General features: G+C 59.4%; 16 protein-coding genes. 14 read left to right on the top strand and 2 right to left on the bottom strand.

Annotation, left to right across the window (positions count from 1 at the left end):
- The first annotated feature begins 42 nt into the window (after window positions 1-42).
- The 4 genes from ACFPN5_RS25160 to ACFPN5_RS25145 all read left to right on the top strand — a co-directional run bounded on the left by ACFPN5_RS25160 (window position 43) and on the right by ACFPN5_RS25145 (window position 5,072).
- The gene (locus ACFPN5_RS25160; protein WP_379786589.1) at window positions 43-972 is read left to right on the top strand and encodes an electron transfer flavoprotein subunit alpha/FixB family protein; all 930 of its coding nucleotides are present in this window, start codon (window positions 43-45) and stop codon (window positions 970-972) included.
- A gap of 493 nt (window positions 973-1,465) precedes the next feature.
- Complete coding sequence (locus ACFPN5_RS25155; RefSeq protein ID WP_379786588.1) at window positions 1,466-2,413, top strand: thiamine pyrophosphate-dependent dehydrogenase E1 component subunit alpha; 948 nt, start codon at window positions 1,466-1,468, stop codon at window positions 2,411-2,413.
- A complete protein-coding gene (locus tag ACFPN5_RS25150) occupies window positions 2,410-3,408 on the top strand; it encodes an alpha-ketoacid dehydrogenase subunit beta (protein ID WP_379786587.1) in 999 nt (332 codons plus the stop codon). Before ACFPN5_RS25155 ends, ACFPN5_RS25150 begins: the two co-directional genes overlap by 4 nt.
- Window positions 3,409-3,788: 380 nt before the next feature.
- On the top strand, window positions 3,789-5,072 hold the full coding sequence (locus tag ACFPN5_RS25145; RefSeq protein ID WP_379786586.1) for a cytochrome P450: 1,284 nt from the start codon (window positions 3,789-3,791) through the stop codon (window positions 5,070-5,072).
- A gap of 164 nt (window positions 5,073-5,236) precedes the next feature.
- Here the strand turns inward: ACFPN5_RS25145 and ACFPN5_RS25140 are convergent, their stop codons facing one another.
- Entirely contained in the window at window positions 5,237-5,719 is a 483-nt protein-coding gene (locus ACFPN5_RS25140) for an EthD domain-containing protein (RefSeq protein WP_379786585.1), read from the bottom strand.
- A 54-nt stretch (window positions 5,720-5,773) separates the two neighbouring features.
- On the opposite strand from ACFPN5_RS25140, the gene ACFPN5_RS25135 reads away from it, so the two are divergent.
- Genes ACFPN5_RS25135 through ACFPN5_RS25120 form a run of 4 tightly spaced genes read left to right on the top strand, consistent with a single transcriptional unit; the run spans window position 5,774 to window position 11,192 of the window.
- Window positions 5,774-7,018, top strand: a complete 1,245-nt coding sequence (locus ACFPN5_RS25135; protein WP_379786584.1) for a WD40/YVTN/BNR-like repeat-containing protein — start codon at window positions 5,774-5,776, stop codon at window positions 7,016-7,018.
- A 34-nt stretch (window positions 7,019-7,052) separates the two neighbouring features.
- Window positions 7,053-9,557 carry an efflux RND transporter permease subunit gene (locus ACFPN5_RS25130; RefSeq protein WP_379786583.1) on the top strand — a complete coding sequence of 835 codons (2,505 nt, stop codon included), beginning with the start codon at window positions 7,053-7,055 and terminating at the stop codon, window positions 9,555-9,557.
- Between the two features lie 17 nt (window positions 9,558-9,574).
- The gene (locus ACFPN5_RS25125) at window positions 9,575-10,846 is read left to right on the top strand and encodes an NAD(P)/FAD-dependent oxidoreductase (RefSeq protein ID WP_379786582.1); all 1,272 of its coding nucleotides are present in this window, start codon (window positions 9,575-9,577) and stop codon (window positions 10,844-10,846) included.
- 25 nt (window positions 10,847-10,871) lie between these two features.
- Window positions 10,872-11,192: a 2Fe-2S iron-sulfur cluster-binding protein gene (locus ACFPN5_RS25120; protein WP_379786581.1), complete on the top strand. Its 321-nt coding sequence runs from the start codon at window positions 10,872-10,874 to the stop codon at window positions 11,190-11,192.
- Between the two features lie 93 nt (window positions 11,193-11,285).
- Here the strand turns inward: ACFPN5_RS25120 and ACFPN5_RS25115 are convergent, their stop codons facing one another.
- Window positions 11,286-12,977 carry an FAD-binding protein gene (locus tag ACFPN5_RS25115; RefSeq protein ID WP_379786580.1) on the bottom strand — a complete coding sequence of 564 codons (1,692 nt, stop codon included), beginning with the start codon at window positions 12,975-12,977 and terminating at the stop codon, window positions 11,286-11,288.
- Window positions 12,978-13,234: 257 nt separating this feature from the next.
- Here ACFPN5_RS25115 and ACFPN5_RS25110 point away from each other — a divergent pair, with 257 nt between their 5' ends.
- From ACFPN5_RS25110 to ACFPN5_RS25085, 6 genes are all read left to right on the top strand, one after another.
- A complete protein-coding gene (locus ACFPN5_RS25110; protein ID WP_379786579.1) occupies window positions 13,235-14,614 on the top strand; it encodes an aromatic ring-hydroxylating oxygenase subunit alpha in 1,380 nt (459 codons plus the stop codon).
- Between the two features lie 99 nt (window positions 14,615-14,713).
- Window positions 14,714-15,502, top strand: coding sequence for an enoyl-CoA hydratase/isomerase family protein (locus tag ACFPN5_RS25105; protein ID WP_379786578.1), 789 nt, complete (start codon window positions 14,714-14,716; stop codon window positions 15,500-15,502).
- Window positions 15,503-15,550: 48 nt separating this feature from the next.
- Window positions 15,551-16,342, top strand: a complete 792-nt coding sequence (locus ACFPN5_RS25100; protein WP_379786577.1) for an acetoacetate decarboxylase family protein — start codon at window positions 15,551-15,553, stop codon at window positions 16,340-16,342.
- A 40-nt stretch (window positions 16,343-16,382) separates the two neighbouring features.
- Window positions 16,383-18,032, top strand: a complete 1,650-nt coding sequence (locus ACFPN5_RS25095; RefSeq protein ID WP_379786576.1) for an AMP-binding protein — start codon at window positions 16,383-16,385, stop codon at window positions 18,030-18,032.
- A gap of 52 nt (window positions 18,033-18,084) precedes the next feature.
- Entirely contained in the window at window positions 18,085-19,194 is a 1,110-nt protein-coding gene (locus ACFPN5_RS25090; RefSeq protein ID WP_379786575.1) for a Gfo/Idh/MocA family protein, read from the top strand.
- A gap of 890 nt (window positions 19,195-20,084) precedes the next feature.
- Complete coding sequence (locus ACFPN5_RS25085) at window positions 20,085-21,455, top strand: DUF1329 domain-containing protein (RefSeq protein WP_379786574.1); 1,371 nt, start codon at window positions 20,085-20,087, stop codon at window positions 21,453-21,455.
- Window positions 21,456-21,477: the final 22 nt, after the last annotated feature.

Here is a 21,477-nt window from a genome sequence, read left to right as displayed (position 1 = left end):
GCCGGTCCGCCAAATGCAAGATGTGAACTTAAGGAAACCAACATGACTGTACTCGTGATTGCCGAACACGATAATGCTTCGCTGAAGGGAAGTACCTGCCATACCGTGACCGCTGCTGCGCAGTGTGGCGGCGACGTCCACATCCTCATTGCCGGCGCCAGCTGCGATGGCGCCGTCGAAGCGGCTTCAAAGTTGGCCGGCGTTGCCAAGGTGTTGGTCGCCGACGCCCTGCAGTTTCGCGACGGGCTGGCGGAAAACATCGCCGAGCAGGCGCTGGCGCTGGCCAAGGACTATTCGCACATCCTTGCGCCTGCCACCGCCTACGGCAAGAACATCCTCCCGCGCGTGGCGGCGAGGCTCGACGTTGCCCAAGTGTCCGAAATCACCAAAGTCATTTCCCAGGACACCTTCGAGCGGCCGATTTACGCAGGCAACGCGATCGCCACAGTGCAATCGACTGATCCGGTCAAAGTTATCACGGTGCGCACTACCGGCTTTGACCCCGTCGGCCTGGGCGGCAGCGCCACAGTGGAAAGCGTCACTCCGGTGAATGACTTCGGCAAATCGGCATTCGTGGGCCGCGAAGTTGGGAAATCCGACCGGCCTGAATTGACGGCGGCAAAGGTGATCGTGTCGGGCGGGCGCGGCATGGGCAGCTCGGAGAATTTCAGGGTGCTGGAGCCGCTTGCCGACAAGCTCGGCGCGGCAATGGGCGCGTCCCGGGCCGCGGTGGATGCCGGGTTCGTGCCGAACGATTTGCAGGTCGGGCAGACCGGCAAGATTGTCGCGCCGCAGTTATATCTGGCAGTGGGCATTTCCGGTGCAATCCAGCATTTGGCCGGGATGAAGGATTCGAAGACGATTGTCGCGATCAACAAGGATGCGGAAGCGCCGATTTTCTCGGTGGCCGATTACGGAATCGTTGGTGATCTGTTCACCATTGTGCCGGAGCTGGTGAGAGAACTCGGCTAAGCGATCGCACAGGCATCCCGCTGCGATGCAACGCATACGGTTGAACCGCGCTACCTGTTCCAGTGTGGGCAGTCCGGCGGCGTTACGTGCCTCCAGCAGCGGTCGTGGATCAGCTGGCATTAGTAACCGCCGCTGATTCATTCTCCCGTTTTCGTCAAGTGTCGAGCCGCGCCGAGCGAGCGCTCGCATTCATTCAGCTCGCGTCCTTCCGTTCCAGCGAAACCTTTCATGCCGGCGGCTCACGCAGGACGCATGTCGTCTCAGCGGCATAGCCACCTTCGCTTTCCTGGACGCCGGAACGAATCGGTTTGCAGTCCTCATCGGCAGCGGCAACACTGCCCGCGTCATGTCGCACCACGTCAAGATCAACTGCAGTCATATCCCTATCCTGTTTCAAGGACGCAGGTACGGGCGCAACGGCGCCACGAGGATGCATTGTCCGCCGCTTTTTAATTGGGAGCCTACATTGAATGACAGGACAACATTAATCGAAATGTTCCGGAAGATGGCGCTGTTGAAGCAGAACGACGAGAAATTGCGTTCTGTGATTAAGTCCGGTCGTCTCGTAATGCCGTATTACTCGACACGCGGCCAGGAGTGCATCCCGGCCGCGATTTCGGTCAATCTGACCAAGGAAGACTATATCTGCACCATTTACCGGGGCACCCATGACTCGCTGGCCAAGGGCGTGCCGGTCAAGCTGCTCTGGGCGGAGCTTGGGGGCCGCAGCACCGGCACCTGCAAGGGCAAAGGCGGGCCGATGCACATTACCCACCCTGAAAGCGGTGTCATGGTCACGACCGGCATCGTCGGTTCGACCATGCCGATCGCGAACGGTCTGGCCCTGGCGTCGCAGCTGTCCGGTGACGGACGGGTGACGATCGCTTATTTCGGCGACGGTGCAAGCAATATCGGCGCCTTCCACGAATCGCTGAACCTGGCCTCGCTCTGGAAACTGCCGGTCGTGTTTGTCTGTTCGAACAACCAGTATGCCGAGCACACCCGCTTCGATGTCGGCACCGCCATCGACCAGGTGTCCAAGCGCGCCGCCAGCTATTCGATGCCGGGCGTGACGGTCGACGGCAACGATCCCGTGAAGATGTGCGAGGTCGCCCGTGAGGCCATCGAGCGCGCTCGCCGCGGAGAAGGACCCACCCTGATCGAGGCGATGACCTTCCGCTTCCATGGCCACATTTTCGGCGACGACGATTCGTATATGGGCCAGGGGGAACGCGCCCAGCGTATGGACGAAGATCCGTATCCGCGCTACCGCAACTGGCTGATCGAGCAGGGCCACGCCAGCGAAGCCGACTTGGCCGCCATCGAAGCGGCAGAGCTGGCCGACATCGACGAGGCATTGAAATTCACGCTCGAGAGCCCGTTCCCGGAAGTGGAAGAAATTTATCGTGACGTTTATCAGGATGAGGTCGAACCGACATGAGCACCGAAAACAAGAAAATGAACCTGCTTCAGGCGGTCAATCTTGCGCTGCACGACGCGATGGAGGGCGACTCCAAGGTGCTGGTGTTCGGCGAAGATGTCGCCGACCGTGAGGGTGGTGGCGTGATCGGAGCCACCAAGGGGCTGTCCAAGCAGTTCGGCGACCAGCGCGTGCGATCCACGCCGATCGCCGAGCAGGCGATCATTGGGGCCGCCATTGGCGCCGCGATAGTCGGCTACAAGACTGTGCCCGAAATCATGCTCATGAACTTCACCACAGTGGCCATGGACATGATCGTCAACCATGCCGCGAAACTGCGCTTCATGTCGGGTGGCCAGACCAGCGTGCCGATGACGATCCGCACCATGACTGGCGCGGGCATGGCCAATGGCGGCCAGCACAGCGACTTTCTGGAAGCGTGGTTCGCACACACTGCCGGCCTGAAGGTGGTGGTGCCGGCAACGCCGGCCGATGCCTACGGTCTGCTGTTGTCGTGTATCGACGATCCCGATCCATGCATCTTCGTCGAGACGCTGCCGCTCTACTGGACGCAAGGCGAGGCGCCCGTCCGCGGCCAGCGTATCCCGCTGGGCAAGGCAAACGTGGCGCGTGAAGGGACTGACGTTTCCGTGATCACCTATGGCCGCCAGCTTCACGATGCGCTTGCAGTCGCGAAAAAGCTGGAAGGCGAGGGGCTGTCGGTCGAGGTCGTTGACCTGCGCACCATCTCGCCGCTCGACACGGCGACCATCCTCGCTTCGGTGCGCAAGACCAAACGTGCCGTCGTCGTGCACGAGGCGACAAAGAAGTTCGGCCCTGGCGCCGAAGTCGCTTCCATCATCCATGAAGGCTTGTTCAGCGAGCTGAAGGCACCGGTCCAGCGCATCGGCGCAGCGTTTTCGCCGGTACCGTTTTCCAAGCCTCTGGAAACCGCCTTCATGCCGTCGCAGGCGCAGATCGAGGCCGCGGTTCGCAAGCTCGTTGCCATTGCCTAGGATCGGGGCCGGGCGCTGTTCCAGCAGAAGTGGAATAGATGGCTACAGTTGAGGAGACCGAAGTTTATGCCGATTCGGCCGGACAGCAACCGTCGTCCTAGCCAGCCCTTCTGCGGATAGCGACACGCTGCGTGCCGAGCGAAGTCCTTGCGGGCCGTCGAACCGTGTCCCTGTCGCCGCTCGGCTTCCGGGTTCCCGGCAACGGCTGTCCGATCGCATCGGTGGATTGCCGCTCGCGTGTCCGCTGGGACCATGGCAGCACCAGAGGTCCTGAACAGGTGCGAGCAAGGCGTCGGGTATCTTCGCGGGTCAGCGCTGGGACGAGTTCACGCTCCCCCTATCCATATAGAGCTGGTATCAGCAAATCAAGGAGACAACAAATGAGCATCAAGAATACTGGAAACGCCGGAGACAAGATCGATCTGGCAACAGCTACAATTGCCGACCCCGAATTGTCGAAGTGCCCGTTCGCGTATTACGCAAAATTGCGCCAGGAAGAGCCGGTCCGTCAGGACCCATCCACAGGGCATCATTGGATCGTCAAGAACGACGATGTCATGAAGGCCTTCCTCGACAGCGAGCACTTCTCATCGCACCACCAACTTCAGTTCCGGGATAAGTTTCAGCCAAAGGCACAAAAGCTGTTCGAAGCAGCCGGACTACAAGTTCCGCCGACGATTCTCACCTCGGATCCGCCCGAACATGCCGAATTGCGATCCTTCGGCATGACGCTGTTCCCGGTAAAGCGCGTTGCCGAGCTTGCGCCGGGAATTGAGACCATTGTTAACGAACTCATCGATGATTTCATCGACCAGGGACATGTAGAGTTCTCGAAGAAATTTGCTGCACTTCTTCCGGCAACCATTGTCGCCGACGAATATGGTTTTCCACGCGCTGACCGGGACCAGTTCAAGACGTGGGCGGACGCGAACCTGGTCCTGCAAACGCCCGGCATTACCGAGGACGAAGAGGTCGAGCTAATCGGGCAACTGATAGAGCTCATCAGATACATCGAGAAATACCTGGTCAATCCGCCCGACCGTTCCCAAGGCAGGGTTATGTATGATCTGGCCACCAGGAATCGAAGTGACGGCACGCCGTTCACGCTCATGGAGCGAATCTACACTGGGCTGACGATTTTCATTGGCGGAGTCGATACTACAGCTGGCGCCCTGACCGCAATGCTCAACCACCTGTGTCATCACCCGGAAATGCAAGATCAGCTGCGCGGCAACACAGAGTTGATCTCTCACTTTGTCGAAGAGATTCTGAGGTTGGAAGCGCCTGTGCAGGCAACACCCCGGCGCATTACCAAGGATATCGAATTTGCCGGCAGGCAGCTTAACGAAGGTGAGTTTGCCATGATTTGCAACGGTTCCGCCAACCGTGACGAAGCGGTCTGGGGGGCCGATGCGGACGAATTCAAGCTCGTCAGGTCCAACCATAACCAGCACCGGACTTTTGGCTACGGCCGTCATGTCTGCGTCGGGATGCACCTGGCAAGGGTCGAGTTGAACATTGCTATTCGGGTGATTCTCGACCGCATCGAAGATATCCGTTTCCAGAATCCGGACAACCCGCCCCAGCGCGTTCCGATGGCGATTTTTAACGCATACGATTCGATGCCCATCACGTTCAAGGCGCGGACAGTGCACACTGCGTGAGCAGTCGCTGATGGCCGTCCGGACCCGGCATCCGGGAGCAGTCACCATGACCTGCGGGCGCCATCAGCTTGAACGATAAAGGCCCAGTCCTATGTAACATGGAACTCAGCCTTGGGGTGCCGCGATCCTGACTGTCCGCCTGGACGGCTTGACCCCAGGATCCGCTAGACAGGCGAAGGCTGTGCTCGAGCGGACATCAGAACGTCCACCGGCGTAGTCCTTTCATCAACAAAGTACATCACCATGGCCTTTCGGTCGAGGAAATTTTCCTCGTCATCCGCAATCTGCTTGCCAATGACAGGGTCTTTCAGCGCCGCCAACATGCCCTCGTAGTCTGCACGGTTGCCAAACGAGATCTCGGTGATGACATCGAAAACAGGAACCGGAGGCAGTTCCTCATTCAGATGCCCAGGTTTGTATTCTTTATCCTTGATCACATACTTTCGCTCATACGAAGAAAAGAAGGGCAGGAGTTTGGTCGCAAGTGGCGCATGATTACTTTCATAGTAATTCATGAACTGCTCGGAACTCAGTCCGTCTTTTTTCTTGAGAAAACAGATTATTTTCATTAAGCGCTCCTTGTCGTGAAAAAATGGCGCCCAAAAGGGCTGCCCGTGCCACCCGTACTCACTGGTTTGCTCAACCACTCTAGCTCTTTCCCCTCACTTGAAATTGACTGGAAACGACAACCCAAAGCCACGATGTTTGTCGATTTGGTGGTGTCGCATTTGGTCAATACCGCCGGAAGTCGGGGGCCTAGACTCGCTCCACCAGTCCGCTGTCGCTTCCTTCAACCATGCCGATTCGGAAGGTCTGATGGCAGGCAAAACAGTCGGACGCGAGCCAATCATCGATGTGGAAGAGGGAATATTTTGTCGCGACATATTCTGGGAAGCATTTGCATTTTTTGCGTGATAGCAGTCACGCGGCCGGCAGCTGCCGCGCCATTTGTTCCGCCACTTGAAACGCCTGCCAAACACCACGTCAGGCCTGCGCACGCGCCATTGGTCGCCGTGGCGTCGGCAGGTCAGCGAATTCTGGCTGTAGGGCTGAGAGGAACGATCGTGTACTCCGATAACCGTGGTGCAAGCTGGAGCCAGGCGACCGTTCCGGCGAGCTCCGATCTCGTGTCGGTCGACTTTCCCACTCCGCAAAAGGGGTGGGCCGTTGGCCACGACGGCCTGATATTGCATAGCACGGATGGCGGCAAGACCTGGATTCGCCGATTGGACGGTCGACAAGCGTCGAAACGCGCCGTAGAGCATTACAGCAAGCACAAAGACGAGGCCGGACAGGCAGTCGTCCTCAAACAGGAAGAAAGAATCATGGCCGATGCCGAACAGGGCGGGGCGCCACCTTTCCTGGACGTGATGTTCGAGAACGAGCGCAGTGGATTTGTCGTCGGCGCATTCAACCGCATTTTTCGTACCGAGGATGGCGGACAGAGCTGGGTGCCTTGGATGGACCGCGTAGAGAACCCTCAGGAACTGCACATTTACGCCATCCGACGCGCCGGAAGCCAGATCTATATGGCAGGCGAGCAAGGCGCGGTGTGGATCTTTGATGCAACGGCACAGCGCTTCGTCCGGGCATCCATACCTACCAAGGCCACATTCTTCGGGCTGCTTGTCGCGCCAGACATCGTGCTCGCCTACGGGATGAGGGGGGCAGTGTTTCGCTCCACGGATCAGGGGCGTACCTGGGGCAAGGTGGACGTCGGCAGCTTGGCGGGAATCACGAGCGGCGGCGTGACCGGAGATGGCCGGCTGGTGCTGGTGGGCTCTTCGGGAGAGGTGTGGCAAAGCAGTGAAAAGGGCGCGCGCTTTTCGAGAGTCGGCGTTGCGACCGGCATTCCGTCCTACTTTGCGGTGACCGGCCTTGGCAAGCAGGGCCTCGCATTCGCCGGCAGCACCGGAGTTCGCGTGGCGAGCCTGCCCAACAAATAGCGATTGATGAGTAATTCTGGAAAAGTGGCCGACTATGTTTAGTGAAAAAGAGAGCAGCGCCCCGGAGATGGCGGTAATCAAGGACCTGAAGGATTTCGACCGGTACTCGGGGAACTGGCTGGAACGTCTTGTTTTCAACAACCGGCTCTGGATGGTGCTTGCATGCGCCTTGTTGACCGTATTTTTTGCGCTCCAGATACCGAAGCTGCAGGTGAGCGCGAGCTTTGAAAAATCCTTGCCGACCAGCCATCCCTACATCGTCAATTATCAGGAGAACCGCAGCGCGCTGCGTGGCCTTGGCGATTCGGTGCGTGTTGTCGTCGAGAATACCGAAGGCGATATTTTCAATGCAGCCTATCTGGACTCATTGGCGAAGATCAACGACGAGATCGTACTGCTGCCGGGCGTGGACCGTTCATGGTTGAAGTCGATCTGGACGCCGGTCGTGCGCTGGACCGAGTACACCGAGGAAGGTTTCGTCGGCGGTCCGGTCATGCCGCAGAACTACAACGGGTCGCCGGAAACGATCCAGGCATTGAAGCTCAACATCAATCGTGCGGGTGTGGTTGGGAGCCTGGTCGCGAACGACTTCAAGTCCAGCATGATCGTCGTGCCCCTGATGAGCCGCGATGCCGAAGGCCGCCCGGCCGACTACCACGCACTGTCGAAGTCGCTGGAAGATATCCGTTCCCGATACGAGTCGGCCGGGAAGCCCGGGTCGCCAAAACTGAAGGTTCACGTGGTCGGCTATGCCAAGCTGGTTGGCGATCTCATCGATGGCCTTCAGAAGGTCATGACTTTCTTTGTCGCGTCGGCCGTGATTGCTGCCTTCATTATCTTCATGTTCACCCGGTGCGTGCGCAGCACGCTGACGGTACTCGCGTGCTCGATCATAGCCGTCACGTGGCAACTCGGCCTGCTCGTCACGATGGGCTTTGCCCTCGATCCTTTCTCCGCGCTGGTCCCGTTCCTGATTTTCGCCATCGGGGTGAGCCATGGTGCGCAGAAGATGAACGGCATCATGCAGGACGTCGGCCGGGGCACGCACACGCTAGTGGCGGCACGGTATACCTTCCGCCGCCTGTTCATCGCCGGCGTGACCGCACTGCTCGCGGACGCAGTCGGCTTTGCCGTACTCATGCTGATCGATATCCCGGCCATCCGCGACCTGGCGCTCGCTGCCAGCATGGGAGTGGCGGTGCTGATTTTCACCAACCTGCTCTTGCTGCCGGTGATGCTGTCCTTTACCGGCGTCAGCCGCAAAGCCGCGCTGCGCAGCCTGCGCGACGAAGAGGAGCAAGAAAGTGGCAAGGGCCTGGGTGCGGTGTGGCGCTTGCTGGACCGTTTTACCGAGCGCCGCTGGGCGACCGCCGCAGTGCTGGTCAGCCTGGGACTGGCGGTGGGTGGCTACATCGTGGCGTTGAACCTGCAAACCGGTGACCTTGATCCCGGTGCGCCGGAATTGCGCCCGGAGGCGCGCTATAACCTCGATGACGCGTACATTTCCGCAAACTATGGCTTGTCGAGTGAAGTTTTCGCCGTCATGGTGAAAACACCGCCGGACGACTGCCGCAAGTTTGACACCCTGGTCGAGATCGATCGCCTGGCGTTCGCGCTGTCGCAAGTCCCGGGCGTACAAAAGACGGCATCCCTGGCAGACACGGTGCGCAACTACACCTCCGGCGGCTTCGAAGGCAACCCGAAATGGCTGACGATCAGCGGCAACCAGGGCCTTATCGACCCGCAGATCAGTAACGCGCTGGCCTGGAATTCCGAATTCATCACCGACGCTTGTGCGCTCACGCCAGTTGTCGCCTACCTGTCCGACCACAAGGCCGACACGCTCAATCGCGTCATGGCGGCAGCGGAAAAATTTGCTGCCGAGCACTCGACTCCGGATCGACAGTTCCTGCTTGCCGCCGGCAATGCAGGTATCCAGGCCATTACGAATATCGTCGTCAAGAAGGCCAATGTCAGCATGCTGATTTATGTCTACGCCGCGGTGATTGTGCTGTGCGCGATCGCGTTTCGCAGCTGGCGCGCAGTCCTGGTCGCAGTCCTGCCGCTGATGCTCACGTCCATTCTTGCGGAAGCACTGATGGTGATGTTGGGCATCGGCGTGAAGGTCGCTACTTTGCCCGTGATCGCGCTCGGTGTAGGTATCGGCGTCGATTACTCGCTGTATCTGCTGAGCGTGCAAATGGCATTGATGAGGAAGGGTGAGTCGCTCAGCGACGCCTATCGGCATGCAGTCCAATTTACTGGAAAGGTCGTGGCACTGGTGGGTGTCACGCTTGGTGCCGGCGTCGTGACCTGGGCCTGGTCGCCGATCCGCTTCCAGGCCGATATGGGCATCCTGCTGACCTTCATGTTCATCGTGAACATGATCGGTTCGCTGATCCTGGTTCCGGCGCTGTCCTACTTCCTGTTCAAGGAACCGCGGGCGAAGGATCGCCAGGCGGTTCCTGCTGCCGCAGGCGACGCGGTGGCTGGATCCGGGCGCCGCGGCGCCGGGGCCCCAAGCGCCGTTGCCCGCTAATCGAACCCGGAGCCAACATGGAAAATACGAGAGAAACAATTGCCCCGGGGAGCGAGGTGGCCATTATCGTCGGCTGCGGACATGCCGCCGGCGAACTGGCGACGAGGCTGCGCGAACAGGGCTGGGCTGGCAGGGTGATCATGATCGGCGAAGAACCCCATCTTCCCTACCAGCGCCCCCCTTTGTCAAAGGGCTTCCTCGAAGGTAAGACCGGTTTGAGCGACCTGTTTCTCAAACCACAGGCGACCTACGACCTGGCGCAGATCGAGGTCATCCTGAACACGCGGGTGGAGGCGATCGACCGCACGAACAGGACGGTTACCTTGTCGGATGGTAGCAGCCTGCAATACACGAAGCTGGCGATCGCCACCGGCGGGCGCCAGCGCCCGCTGCCTGGCGCCGACACGGCCCGGGCCGAGGCCTGCGATAACTTCCATTACCTGCGCACGCTCGACGACGCATTGAAGATCCGCGAACTGCTGAAGGCAGGCAAGCGCATGGTCGTGGTCGGGGGCGGCTACGTGGGCCTCGAAGTCGCGGCCACCGCGATCAAGCATGGCCTGCAGGTCACCGTCGTTGAGGCAGGGCCGCGCCTGCTCGGACGCGTGACGTCGCCAGCGATGTCGGCCTTCTTCGAACAGGTCCATTGCCAGGCCGGCGTCGACATACGGACCGGCACGCTGGTTGAGGGACTTGAGTTCGACGGCCTGCGGGTCGTCGCGGTTCGCAGCCACGCCGGGGAACGCATTCCTGCCGACGTCGTTGTCGTTGGCGTCGGCCTGTTGCCGAATACCGGACTGGCCGAGGCGGCCGGTCTCGCAGTCGATAACGGCATTCTCGTCGATGCATTTTGCGTGACGTCGGATCCCGACATCCTGGCGCTCGGCGATTGCTGCAACCATCCGAATCCCGTGGTGGGCAGGAACATTCGCCTCGAGTCGGTGCCGAATGCCGTCGAACAGGCTCGTTCGGCCGCGTCAACCATGTGCGGACAGGGCGAGCCGTACCGCATGGTGCCTTGGTTCTGGTCGGACCAATACGATCTCAAGCTCAAGTCGGTCGGGCTGTGCGAGGGCCATGAACGTATCGTCATGCGCGGGACGATGGAGGGACGTGCGTTCTCGCTGTTTTACCTGAAGGGGAAACGGATCCTGGCAATCGATACGATCAATCGGCCGCAGGATTTTGTGATGGGAAAACGCCTGGTGGGCGAAAGAATCGAGGTCGATGACGATGCGCTCATCGACGAATCGACACCGCTGAACAAATTTTTTACAGCGTCTTTGTGACGTGGACAGAAGAGAGGAAATGCAAATGGCTACTTTGAAGTTTATTGATCTCGGCGGGAAAGAGCACCTTGTGCAAGCGGAGACGGGAGAATCGGTCATCCACGCCGGCATGAGCAACCTGGTCCCAGGCCTTGTGTCCGATTGCGGCGGCAATTGCGCCTGCGCGAGTTGTCATGTTTATGTCGATCCGGAGTGGGTCGATCGGCTGGCTCCGGCGCAACCTGTCGAGGTTGACATGCTGACCTGTGTCCTCGAGCAGAAAGCCACCAGCCGCCTGTCCTGCCAGATCAAAATGAGGCCCGAGCTCGATGGCCTGGTCGTACATGTAGTCAAGAACCAGTTCTGAAGAAGGTCGGCGTCTTTGCGGCGCCGGCGAGGTCCCAAAGCAAAACGCCACCAGGACAAACCCGGTGGCGTTTTCTATTTCTGCACCTGGGGACTAGGCGATCGCCTTGTCCTTCACCGGAGACTTTTGACGGGCTGCGTCCTGCGCCGCGCGGCGGCCCGAAAACACGGTGTCGGCGATCGACATGCCACTCATGTACGCCGTGGAGCACAGACCAACGGCGGAGCGGCCTGCTGCGTAGAGGCCGCGAATGGCGGTGCCGTCCGGACGGGTCACGTTGCCGGTCTGCTCATTCACGGTCAGACCGCCCAGCGAAAACAGCATGCTGATGGTGAATTTATTGCTGAGGTCCATGTTGATGGCGAAATAGGGGCCCTGGGTAAGCGCACGGATATTGTCCGGCGATTTTCCGAAAGGGTCCACCCCGGAGGCTGCAGCCTGGTTATTGGCCTGGATCGAGCGCTGTAGCGACAAGGGCTGCAGCTTGCATCGTTTGGCCAGTCCGTTCAGTCTGAACGCGAAGCGCGTGCCGCCAAACAGAATGTTGAGCAAGCTCGGCAGCGTATAGAGATACATTCCCTTGCCCGGAAACAGGCATTGCTTGAGCGACGCGAAAAAGGCCTTCCGGTCCAGGATGAGCCATGCCTTGCCGTCGCCGGGCAAGTCGCCGATGGCCTTGCCGAGAAAGCCGTTGTACGCATCCTCGTTGAGGAAGCGGTTGCCGTCCTGGTCCACCATGACGCCGCGCACGAATCCGACAGGAGGGGCGATCGAGCGGCCGATATAGAAGTTGTCCATCAAGGCGGTGGCGCCGCCGGCCGACCGGCCCAGGTCGATCCCGCTGCCATCGCAACCCATCGAGCCAAGGCGCATGATCGAACGGAACACCTTGGCATACACCGGACGATGCTTTCGCACCATCTCCAGGTTGAAAACGAAGCCACCCGCGCTCAAGATGACGCCTCCACGTGCGCTCACGAGCTTGCGTTCCGAGTGTTCGCGTTCGAAAATGGCGCAGCGCTTGATTGCCTCTTCCTGTTTAGCGCCGGCGAACGGCTTCATAGGCGTCACACCGCTATACAGCGCGTCATGCTGCGGCCGGGCGCTTTCCGGAACCTGGCTGATCTCGACTCCGATGACAGTGCCATCCTGCGCTGTTACAAGCCTGCGTACCGGCGAATGCGGAATCAACCGTGTACCCTTGGACAGCGCGGCATTGCGCAAGGCATGGAAATGCACCGCGCCAGTGAACCCGGGGCCGACCGCGCGGTGGCCACGCGGTGCCGGAGCAGCATTCTTCTTGTAGCTCGGTACCTTTTCGTTGCCGGAAAAATACAGGAAAAAGCCTTCCGGCGGATAGGTGGTTTTTTCCGGGTAGGCCTTGCCGTTGAAAGGTACGCCCTGCGCCTCAAGCCACTCCAGGTCACCATTGCTGCCTTCGCAGAAGCGGCGCAGGGTTTCCGGGCTGACAGGCGCACCCTCCTGGCTCAGGTAGCGGTACATGTTATCGGCGCTGTCTTCGTAGCCCGCTTCCTTCTGGTAGCGGGTGGCGCCCGCATAGGTCACGCCGCCACTGTAGGCTGTCGCGCCTCCGCCGTTGAACCGGTCCAGCGCGATGACGTCAGCGCCAAGCTCGCGTGCCTGGATGGCCGCTGCCGCCCCGGCGCCACCAAAGCCGACGATCACAACGTCAGCTGTGTCATCCCAATGCACTTTGGATGGATCGAAAACCACAAGCGGGGGCTCGACGTCCGAAAGAAACTCGGTTGAAGCCAGATTAGCCATTCCTGGGTCCTTGATAAAAAAAGTGCGGCCCTGCCAGCCGCCGGAACGAAACTTAGCTCCAACATCATGTTGGCGTCAGGCCACGTGGTCTTGACGTTGAACGACATGGCCGCAGGCAAGGCCACCGTTGTTTCATGTGGAGTGGCTGATCCGGTTCGAGTGTGTCGTACGGAATCAAGACCGGCGCGTGCGGCCCTCCTAACATCTAGTCCACACCCGCAAGCAGATTGCCCAGACAAGAGGACAGAGGACGAGACATGGCGAGTTCACTCAAGGATTTTTCCCCGGATAAGATCCGGGATGACTTCATTCCCAACGATTCTTACATCGACCCGGATTTCGCGCGTCTCGAAGAGGAGCGCCTTTGGCCCAAGGTCTGGCAGCTTGCCTGCCGGCTAGAGGAAATACCGAATGTCGGCGACTACTGTACCTACGACATCGTCGACGATTCGATCATCGTTGTCCACGCGGAGAAGGATGTCATCAAGGCCTTCCACAACGCGTGTTCCCACCGCGGCCTGCCGCTGACCCAGGGCTGCGGCCGGGCGGAACGCTTCCATTGCCGCTTTCACGGCTGGAAATACAGCCTCAAGGGCGAATGCATCGAAATCGTCGACAGCAAGGACTGGAATGGCTGCCTGAAATCGAAGGATGTCGACCTGCGAGAGGTAAATGTGGCTACCTGGGGTGGTGCGGTCTTCATCAACATGGACCCGGAGTGCCAGCCGTTCGAGGAATTCCTGCGCCCGGTGGACGACTTCATGGGCAAGTTCGAGTTCGACAAGCTGCGTTACCGCTGGTACAAGACGGTGATCATGCCCGTTAACTGGAAACGCGTGCTGGAAGCCTTCAACGAGTTCTATCACGTGCAGCAGGCGCACGCGCAATTGCTCGCCTTTACCGACGACTATTCCACAAGCCGTGGCTTCGGCCGCCATGGCAACGTGCGCTTCGCCGCCGAGGGCACGGTACCCTTCAAGCGTTCGCCGCGCCTGCCGCCCAAGGAAGTGCCGGATTACCGCGACTATATCCTCGATTTTGTCGAGCAGTACAACCGTGACCTGCAGGCAATCGTCACGCCGCGCATGCACCGCGCCACCCAGCGCCTGCGCACCGAGGTGGAGGCCACCGCTGAACCCGCTGAAGTGTTGGCAAAGTGGATGCAATTCCTCGGCGAGGCGGCGGCTGAAGACGGCGTCGAGTTCCCGTCCGAACTCACGCCGGAGTATATCGAGGCTTCCGGGTTCGACTGGCATGTGTTCCCGAACACCATTTTCCTGCACAGCGTCGACGGCGTCCTGTGGTATCGGGCACGCCCGAATGGGCAAGACCCGAATTCATGCATTTTCGACGTCTGGGCGCTGGAACGCTACGCGCCCGGCAAGGAGCCGCCGCTCAAGCGTGAGTTCTACGCCAACTGGCGCGAGGGCGAATGGCCGCTCATTTACAAGCAGGACTTCGTGAACCTGGACCAGCTGCAGCGCGGCATGAAATCGCGTGGTTTTCCCGGACAGCTCGTCAGCCCGCTCCAGGAGCGCACAATCAGTAATTTCCATCGTGCCTTGCGGCGCTTTATGCAGGACCCGCACGACCATCCGGATCCGGCCCAGGAAGCAATGAGCTCGGCTCCTGAATAAACAAGCCATTGTGCCGCCGCGCAGGAAAGTGCGGCGGCTGGTAATGCGGCGCTATCGGATCGTCATGAAGGCGCAAGACAAGCAAAGAGGATTCAAGCAATGTACGAGAAATATGAGTTCCTGAAGTTCGAATATCGCGGCAAGTGCCTGCTGGTCACGATGGACAATCCGCCGGTGAATGCCGCCCACGTTGCCCTGCATAACGAACTATCGGAGGTGTTCTACGAGGTCGAGCGCGACGAACGCTGCGAACTCGTGGTGCTGACAGGGGCGGGCAAGGCCTTTTCGGCCGGAGGCGACCTGGCAGGCATGCTCAAATCGAATGAAGACCCCAAGCACGCGGCGTCGATGATCGTTCGCACCCCCCACATCGTGCGCTCGATGCTGGCCATGTCCAAACCTGTGATTGCGCGTGTCAACGGACATGCGATGGGCATGGGCGCGACGCTGGCGCTGTTGTCCGACGTCGTATTCATGGCCGAGGGCGCGAAGTTCGCGGATCCTCACGTCAACGTCGGCCTGTCGGCGGGCGATGGCGGGGCCTTGCTGTGGCCCCTCATGATCGGGTACGCCCGCGCCCGCCATTACCTGTTGACGGGAGAGGCGATCGATGCGGCCGAGGCAGCGGCAATGGGCCTGATCCACAAGGCCGTTCCGGCCGAGCAGCTCGACGAAGCCGTATGGGCCTATGCCGATCGGCTTCTTGCCTTGCCCGGCATGGCGCTGCGCATTACCAAGCGCTCGATCAACATGGAGCTGCGCAAGCTTGCCGAGGCAACCATCGATGCGCACGCCGGGCTGGAGCACCTGACCCTGGCCTCCAGCGACCACCGGGAGGCTGTCCTGGCTTTCATGGAAAAACGTCCGCCCGTCTTTCGCGGCGAATGATCAAACGCGGCGCCCATGGCGGCGTCGCATCCTGATAGAGGTTACGCAATGCCCCAAGCACGTTACGACATGCCTGCCTTGTTCGGCCCGAGCCTGATGCCCGACCAGACGCAGGTACCGCATGCCGAGGTCATCGTTGTGTCGTATGAGACCGCGCGCGACGCGGCTGCCCGGCTCCTTCCGCGCTTTTTCGAGCTGCCCGACACCGCAGTCATCTCGGTGTCGCACATCGATTACCACGATATCGATTACCTGGGCGGGCGCGGCTATCGTGAAGTGGTCATCAGCGTCGGCGCCGTCTACGATGGACCGGAAGGGCCGCTGCAGGCAGGGTTCGCGCCGGTCATGTGGGTGTCCGAGGCCGGGGCGCTGACCGCGGGCCGCGAGTACATGGGGTTCGCCAAGCTGCTCGGCGAGATCGGACCGGTCACCGCCGAGCCCGAGCGCCGCCGCTTCCAGTGTGCCGAGTACGGCAATGTGTTACTCGAAGGCGAAGCAAGCCGCTTGCGCCCCTTGTCGGACGAGGCACTCGAGCGGGTACGCCGCAATTCGGCGCAAGTGCGCACCTTCGGCTGGAAAGTCATTCCAGGGCCCCAGGGCGAGGCGCCAGACGCCGATTATCCGCTGGAAAACCTGATGCGCTGGTCTTACCAGCACGCCTGGGCCGGCGAGGGGCGGATCGACTGGCGTGCGCCCGAGCGGAAGGCGGCCCCGATCTCGGCGCGCGTGATCGCGGCGATGAAGTCCATTCCGGTCAAGGAATACCGGCGCGCCTTCGTGGGCGAGGGGAGTGCGGTAATCGATCGCGCTGCGACCAGGCGCTTGGGCGCAGGCGCCTGACTCTGGCGGCATGCATGGGGTAAATGGAGATTGGAAAACTATGGATGTGACTGAGTACCGGCGCGATGCCGGAGGCTGGCTCGTACGCTGGAATCCGGTGCTGGCTGAGAAGGCCGTGCGTGAAGGGGACTGGACGAACAAGACGATAGCCGAGTATGCGCGGGACCGTGTTGCCGCGCATCCTGAGCAGGTCTTGATCGTCGAAGGCGAGCGGACAATCACGGCGAGAACCCTGTATGAGAAGGCCCAAAGGCTTGCCGGCTGGTTCATCCGGCAAGGCCTGCAGCCCGGTGACGTCGTCTCCTTCCAGCTGCCAAACTGGTGGGAGGCCGCAGTCATCGACCTGGCCGCCTGCATGACTGGCGTGGTGGTCAATCCCATCGTGACCATCAATCGAGATACCGAAGTCACCTACATGCTCAACGAATCGGGCACCAAGATCATGTTCGTGCCGGAGGCGTTTCGCAAATTCGACTATGCCGAGATGATGCGGCGCATTGCGCCTGCGCTGACAGCTGCGCCCAGGGTTGTTGTGCTGCGCGGCTCGTTCGGCACGCAGCTCGTATTTGACGACATCATCGCTGCGGAAGCGCCGCTGGAAACACTGGTGGAGGTCGATCCAAACGCAGTCAAGCTGCTGATGTATACCTCCGGCACAACCGGCAGGCCGAAGGGCGTGCTGCACTCGCACAACAGCATCCTGGCCGACTGCGTGAAGATGAAGCCGGTCATGCAGCTCAAAGAACCGGATCATGTTTTTTGTCCTTCGCCGCTGACCCATGTTACTGGTTACCTCTGGATCCTGACCATGCCCTGGTATGGGGGCCTGACCGCGGTGACTATCGATACGTGGGACCCAAAGCGCGCGTTTGAACTGCTCAAGCGCTATCAATGTGCGCTCATGCTTGGCGCGACCCCGTTTTTGCAAGACCTGTTGGGCGTGGTGCGCGATCGGGGCGAAACGCTGCCTGCGCTGCGTTATTACCTGTGCGGTGGCGCTGCAGTCCCGCCGAGCTTGATCTACGAGGCGGCGGAGTGCTTCTCCAACTGCATTCCGTGGCGTAATTTTGGTGCCACCGAGGCGACGACCATGACAGCGCCGCCCCGTTCCCGGGCTGACGTTCGTTATGGCGCCGAAACTGACGGTCGCCTGCACCATGCAGAAGTCAAGATCCTGGATGTCGGCACCGGCCTCCCGTCGCTGCCCGGGGCCGAAGGTGAGATCCTGGTGCGCGAGCCGAGCATGGCCCTCGGCTATGCGCGCCGCGAAGACAATGAAGGTAACTATGACGACGAAGGGTATTTCCGGATGGGTGACCTCGGCCACTTGCTTGAAAACGAATATGTGGTTTGTACAGGGCGCAGGAAAGACCTGATCATTCGCTCCGGCGAAAACATCAGCGCCAAGGAAATCGAGGATGTGCTGCTGCGTTCGCCCTTGATCCGTGAGGCTGCGGTGGTATCGATGCCGAGCCGGAAAACCGGCGAAGCGATCTGTGCTTTTCTCGTTCCTGATACTGACGCCAGCTTTGGGATGGCGGAGGTAAGCAGCATGATCCAATCTGCCGGCCTTGCCAAACAAAAAACGCCGGAGCATGTCCAGCTCGTCGCTGCCCTGCCCAAGACGGCATCGGGAAAGGTGCGCAAGGACGTGCTGAGGGAAATTGCCAAGGATTATTCTCCTACCTGATTCCCACGCCTGAGAATTGATAACACCGGCCACTTAAAAGGGAAAACCTATTATGAAACAGCAACGCTTTCGTGTTGGGATTATTGGACTGCAACCTGGAGCGAGTTGGGCCGCGTTAGCGCACTTGCCAGCGCTTCAGGCTTTGCCGGATGACTATCAGGTCGTCGGCGTCGCCAACACCAGCCTTGCAAGTGCTGTATCGGCGGCGCTTGCATGCGGGGTTCCCCGGGCATTTTCCAGTGCTGCGGAACTGATTGGGTCGCCCGACATCGATGTCGTGGTCGTCGCAGTCAAAATTCCCCATCACTTCGACATCGTCAAGATGGCAATCGAAGCAGGAAAGCCTGTGTACTGTGAATGGGCGCTGGGAAATGGCTTGGCCGAGGCCAGCGCGCTTGCCGACCTCGCCCGTGCAAGAGGTGTACTCGGCGTGATTGGAACCCAGGCACTGGTTGCACCTGAATTCGAATACGCGCGCCAGTTGGTTTCCGAAGGCTATGTCGGCGAGGTTCTTTCGTCTACGCTGATAGCAAGTGGCCTCGCCTGGGGCGCCCAGGTTGACCAGAGGAACACTTACCTGCTCGACCCATCAAACGGCGCGACCATGCTGACGATTCCGTTCGGCCACACCATTGCTGCCGTCCAGAACATACTCGGTAACATTATCGAGGTGTCGGCACGGCTCGTGAACCGTCGCAAGTCGGTACAGGTAGTAGAAACCAACGAAGTCTTGCCGATGACAGCACCCGACCAGCTGATTGTCGATGGATTGTTGACAAATGGAGCGCCTATTGCGGTGCATTATCGAGGCGGAGTGTCACGGGGCACTGGCTTTCTGTTAGAGATCAATGGAACCGACGGCGACCTGCAAATTTCTGGTGATCATGGGCATGCCCAGTTCGCACAACTGTCGATCAGCGGTGGCCGGGGTGAGGACCGAGAAGTCCGCCCTCTTGACGTTCCCACGAGTATTGATCCTGAGTGGCCACAGCATCCCGTACCACGCAATGTCGCGCGCCTGTATGCCATGATGGCGCAAGACTTGCGTAGCGGTACATCGACGGCGCCGACCTTCGATTATGCTGTCGGGTTGCATCGTCTGATCGCGGCGGTGGAAGAATCGGCCAAGGCCGGCGGGCGTGTGTCGATTGATAGCCTTTGATTCAGTCGACATACTGACCATTCGGGCACCACATATTTCCGGACGCATCTGGCGCCTGTCGCGTGCCGTGGTCCAGGCATGCGTCGGCACCGTGTCCAGGGCGGGCACGGCTGCGGATCAGTAAGCGGGCTATGACTATCAGCGCAAACGCAACGCTCGTCAGTGCCGCAACCCCATCCTTCAATCCTTTTGTTTCGGCATCCTTCATTTCGTTCGTCCTAACAGCGGACTGCACGCGAGTCGCCAGCAGATGGAAAATAATTTATTGCGCTTCTGGCACGATGACCGAAATTTGTCGCGATGGATCAATCTTACCTTAATGAACGATATTAGAGTGGGTACGCCAACACGAAAAGGCTAACTGTGACACTGGCTTCGTTTGTGACCTCAAACATAAAAACGCGCAGAATAAATTTAGAAATCATTCGGAAGCACGCGTTGCCGCAAGGACTGCGTTGTCACAGGTGATCACGCTTTATTTTTTATTGCGCCAGTACTCGCATACGCCACTGAAATGATACGTGCACTGTAACCGGTACTTAGTACGCTGTGCTGTTTGTTCGCGAGAGCTGTCGTTAGGACTTAATACGAATGCGGATGACGAATCCTATGCTCCGCCGAAACTACCAGCTTTCGAAGCCTGAACTGCCAGTAAGGTCTTTGCCGGGAGGCGAATTAATAAAAAGATGATCCGGGCAATTCTATGGTGTCCGCTGAGGTTAAAACACTGTTTCCTTACCGTTGCATGGAAGACGATCCAGCATAGCATTCGCATGGAGTCGCGCCGTGACGAGTACGCATGCAGTTCTGGATTTGGTGGTATCGCAAGACCATGGGAATCGTGGCAACGTTACTTCGTCGTTCCAACTATAATCTAAGTGGAGACATATATGAATCATCGAATTCGAGTCTTGGCCGGAGCAGTGGCCTTGAGCATTTCCTCTACGGTGAATGCCGCGCAGAAACCGGAGGAAATCAGGCAACTTGGCACATCGCTGCTGCCTTGGGGCGCAGAGAAGGCGGGAAACGCTGCGGGAACGGTTCCGGCTTATACAGGCCAGGTCAAGGTGCCCGCCGCTTACGACCCGAAAAAGCCAGGTATTCGTCCTGACCCGTTTGCGGATGAGAAGCCGCTTCTCTTGATTGATGCCAAGAACATGGAGCAGCATGCTGGCAGGTTAAGCCCTGGTGTAATGGCAATGATGCGAAAATATCCAAGTTTTCGGATCGACGTATATCCTAGTCATCGCACGATGGTTTATCCGAAATGGGTGCAGGATAATTCCATTAAGAACGCGACATCGTGCCAAGCCGTCAACAACAACCTGACTTTGAAGGGTTGCTATGGTGGAGTGCCGTTCCCGATTCCGAAGTCGGGCAGCGAGGTAATGTGGAATCATGTGGTGAAATACTCCGCTCCCGAAAGCTGGACCGGCCGCTTTCAGACATGGGTAGTTGGCGGGTCGAACGCGCCGACTCTCCAGGCAGACCAAGTCGCCGCCTACAATTCGCCTTTCTTCGATGAAAAACGGGAGGGCCCGAATCCTGAAGGTACGGACTTTTTCCAGTTTCGTGCCGATATGACCGGCCCCGCGCGCAGGGCGGGAGAGAAGCTGCTCATTCTCGAATCCACGGCAATGGGCCCAGGCGGAACCCGCGTCTGGCAATATCTCCCTGGGCAGCGCCGCGTAAAATTGTCCCCCGACCTGGCCTATGATACGCCCAACCCTCAGTCGGGGGGCGCCTCGACGATGGATGATGCGCGTGCGTTCGCAGGTGCACTCGACCGTTTCGACTTCAAGCTGATTGGCAAGAAGGAAATGTACATTCCGTACAATACCTTCAAAATGCAGGCCGGAGGGCAGTGTTCGAATGCGCAATTGATGACCCCGAAGCATTTGAACCCTGATTGCGTGCGCTGGGAATTGCACCGTGTCTGGGTAGTGGAGGGCGTGCCGAAGCAAGGCGTACGCCATATTTACTCCAAGCGCATCATGTACTTCGACGAGGATGCGCCGGGCGCAGGCATCAGCGACGGCTACGATGCCGTAGGCAAGCCATACCGGGTCAACATGGTATTCCCTTATCCGTTCTACGAAGCGCCAGCGCAGGCGACCGACCGATTTGCCAGTTTCGATCTGGCAACTGGAACATATAACGAGGCAGTCGGTGCAACCGAAACTGGTGGTTGGTACCTGATTGGGCGAAAACCTTCCAGTTACTACACCTCAGACTCGCTTGCTGCTTCCGGAGTTCGCTAAGTATTTCCTGAAAGCCGCCTAG

Origin of the sequence: Massilia niabensis, assembly GCF_042655085.1 — a bacterium.
Lineage (GTDB): Bacteria > Pseudomonadota > Gammaproteobacteria > Burkholderiales > Burkholderiaceae_D > Telluria > Telluria niabensis.
This window is presented reverse-complemented; position numbering and strand designations above follow the sequence as displayed.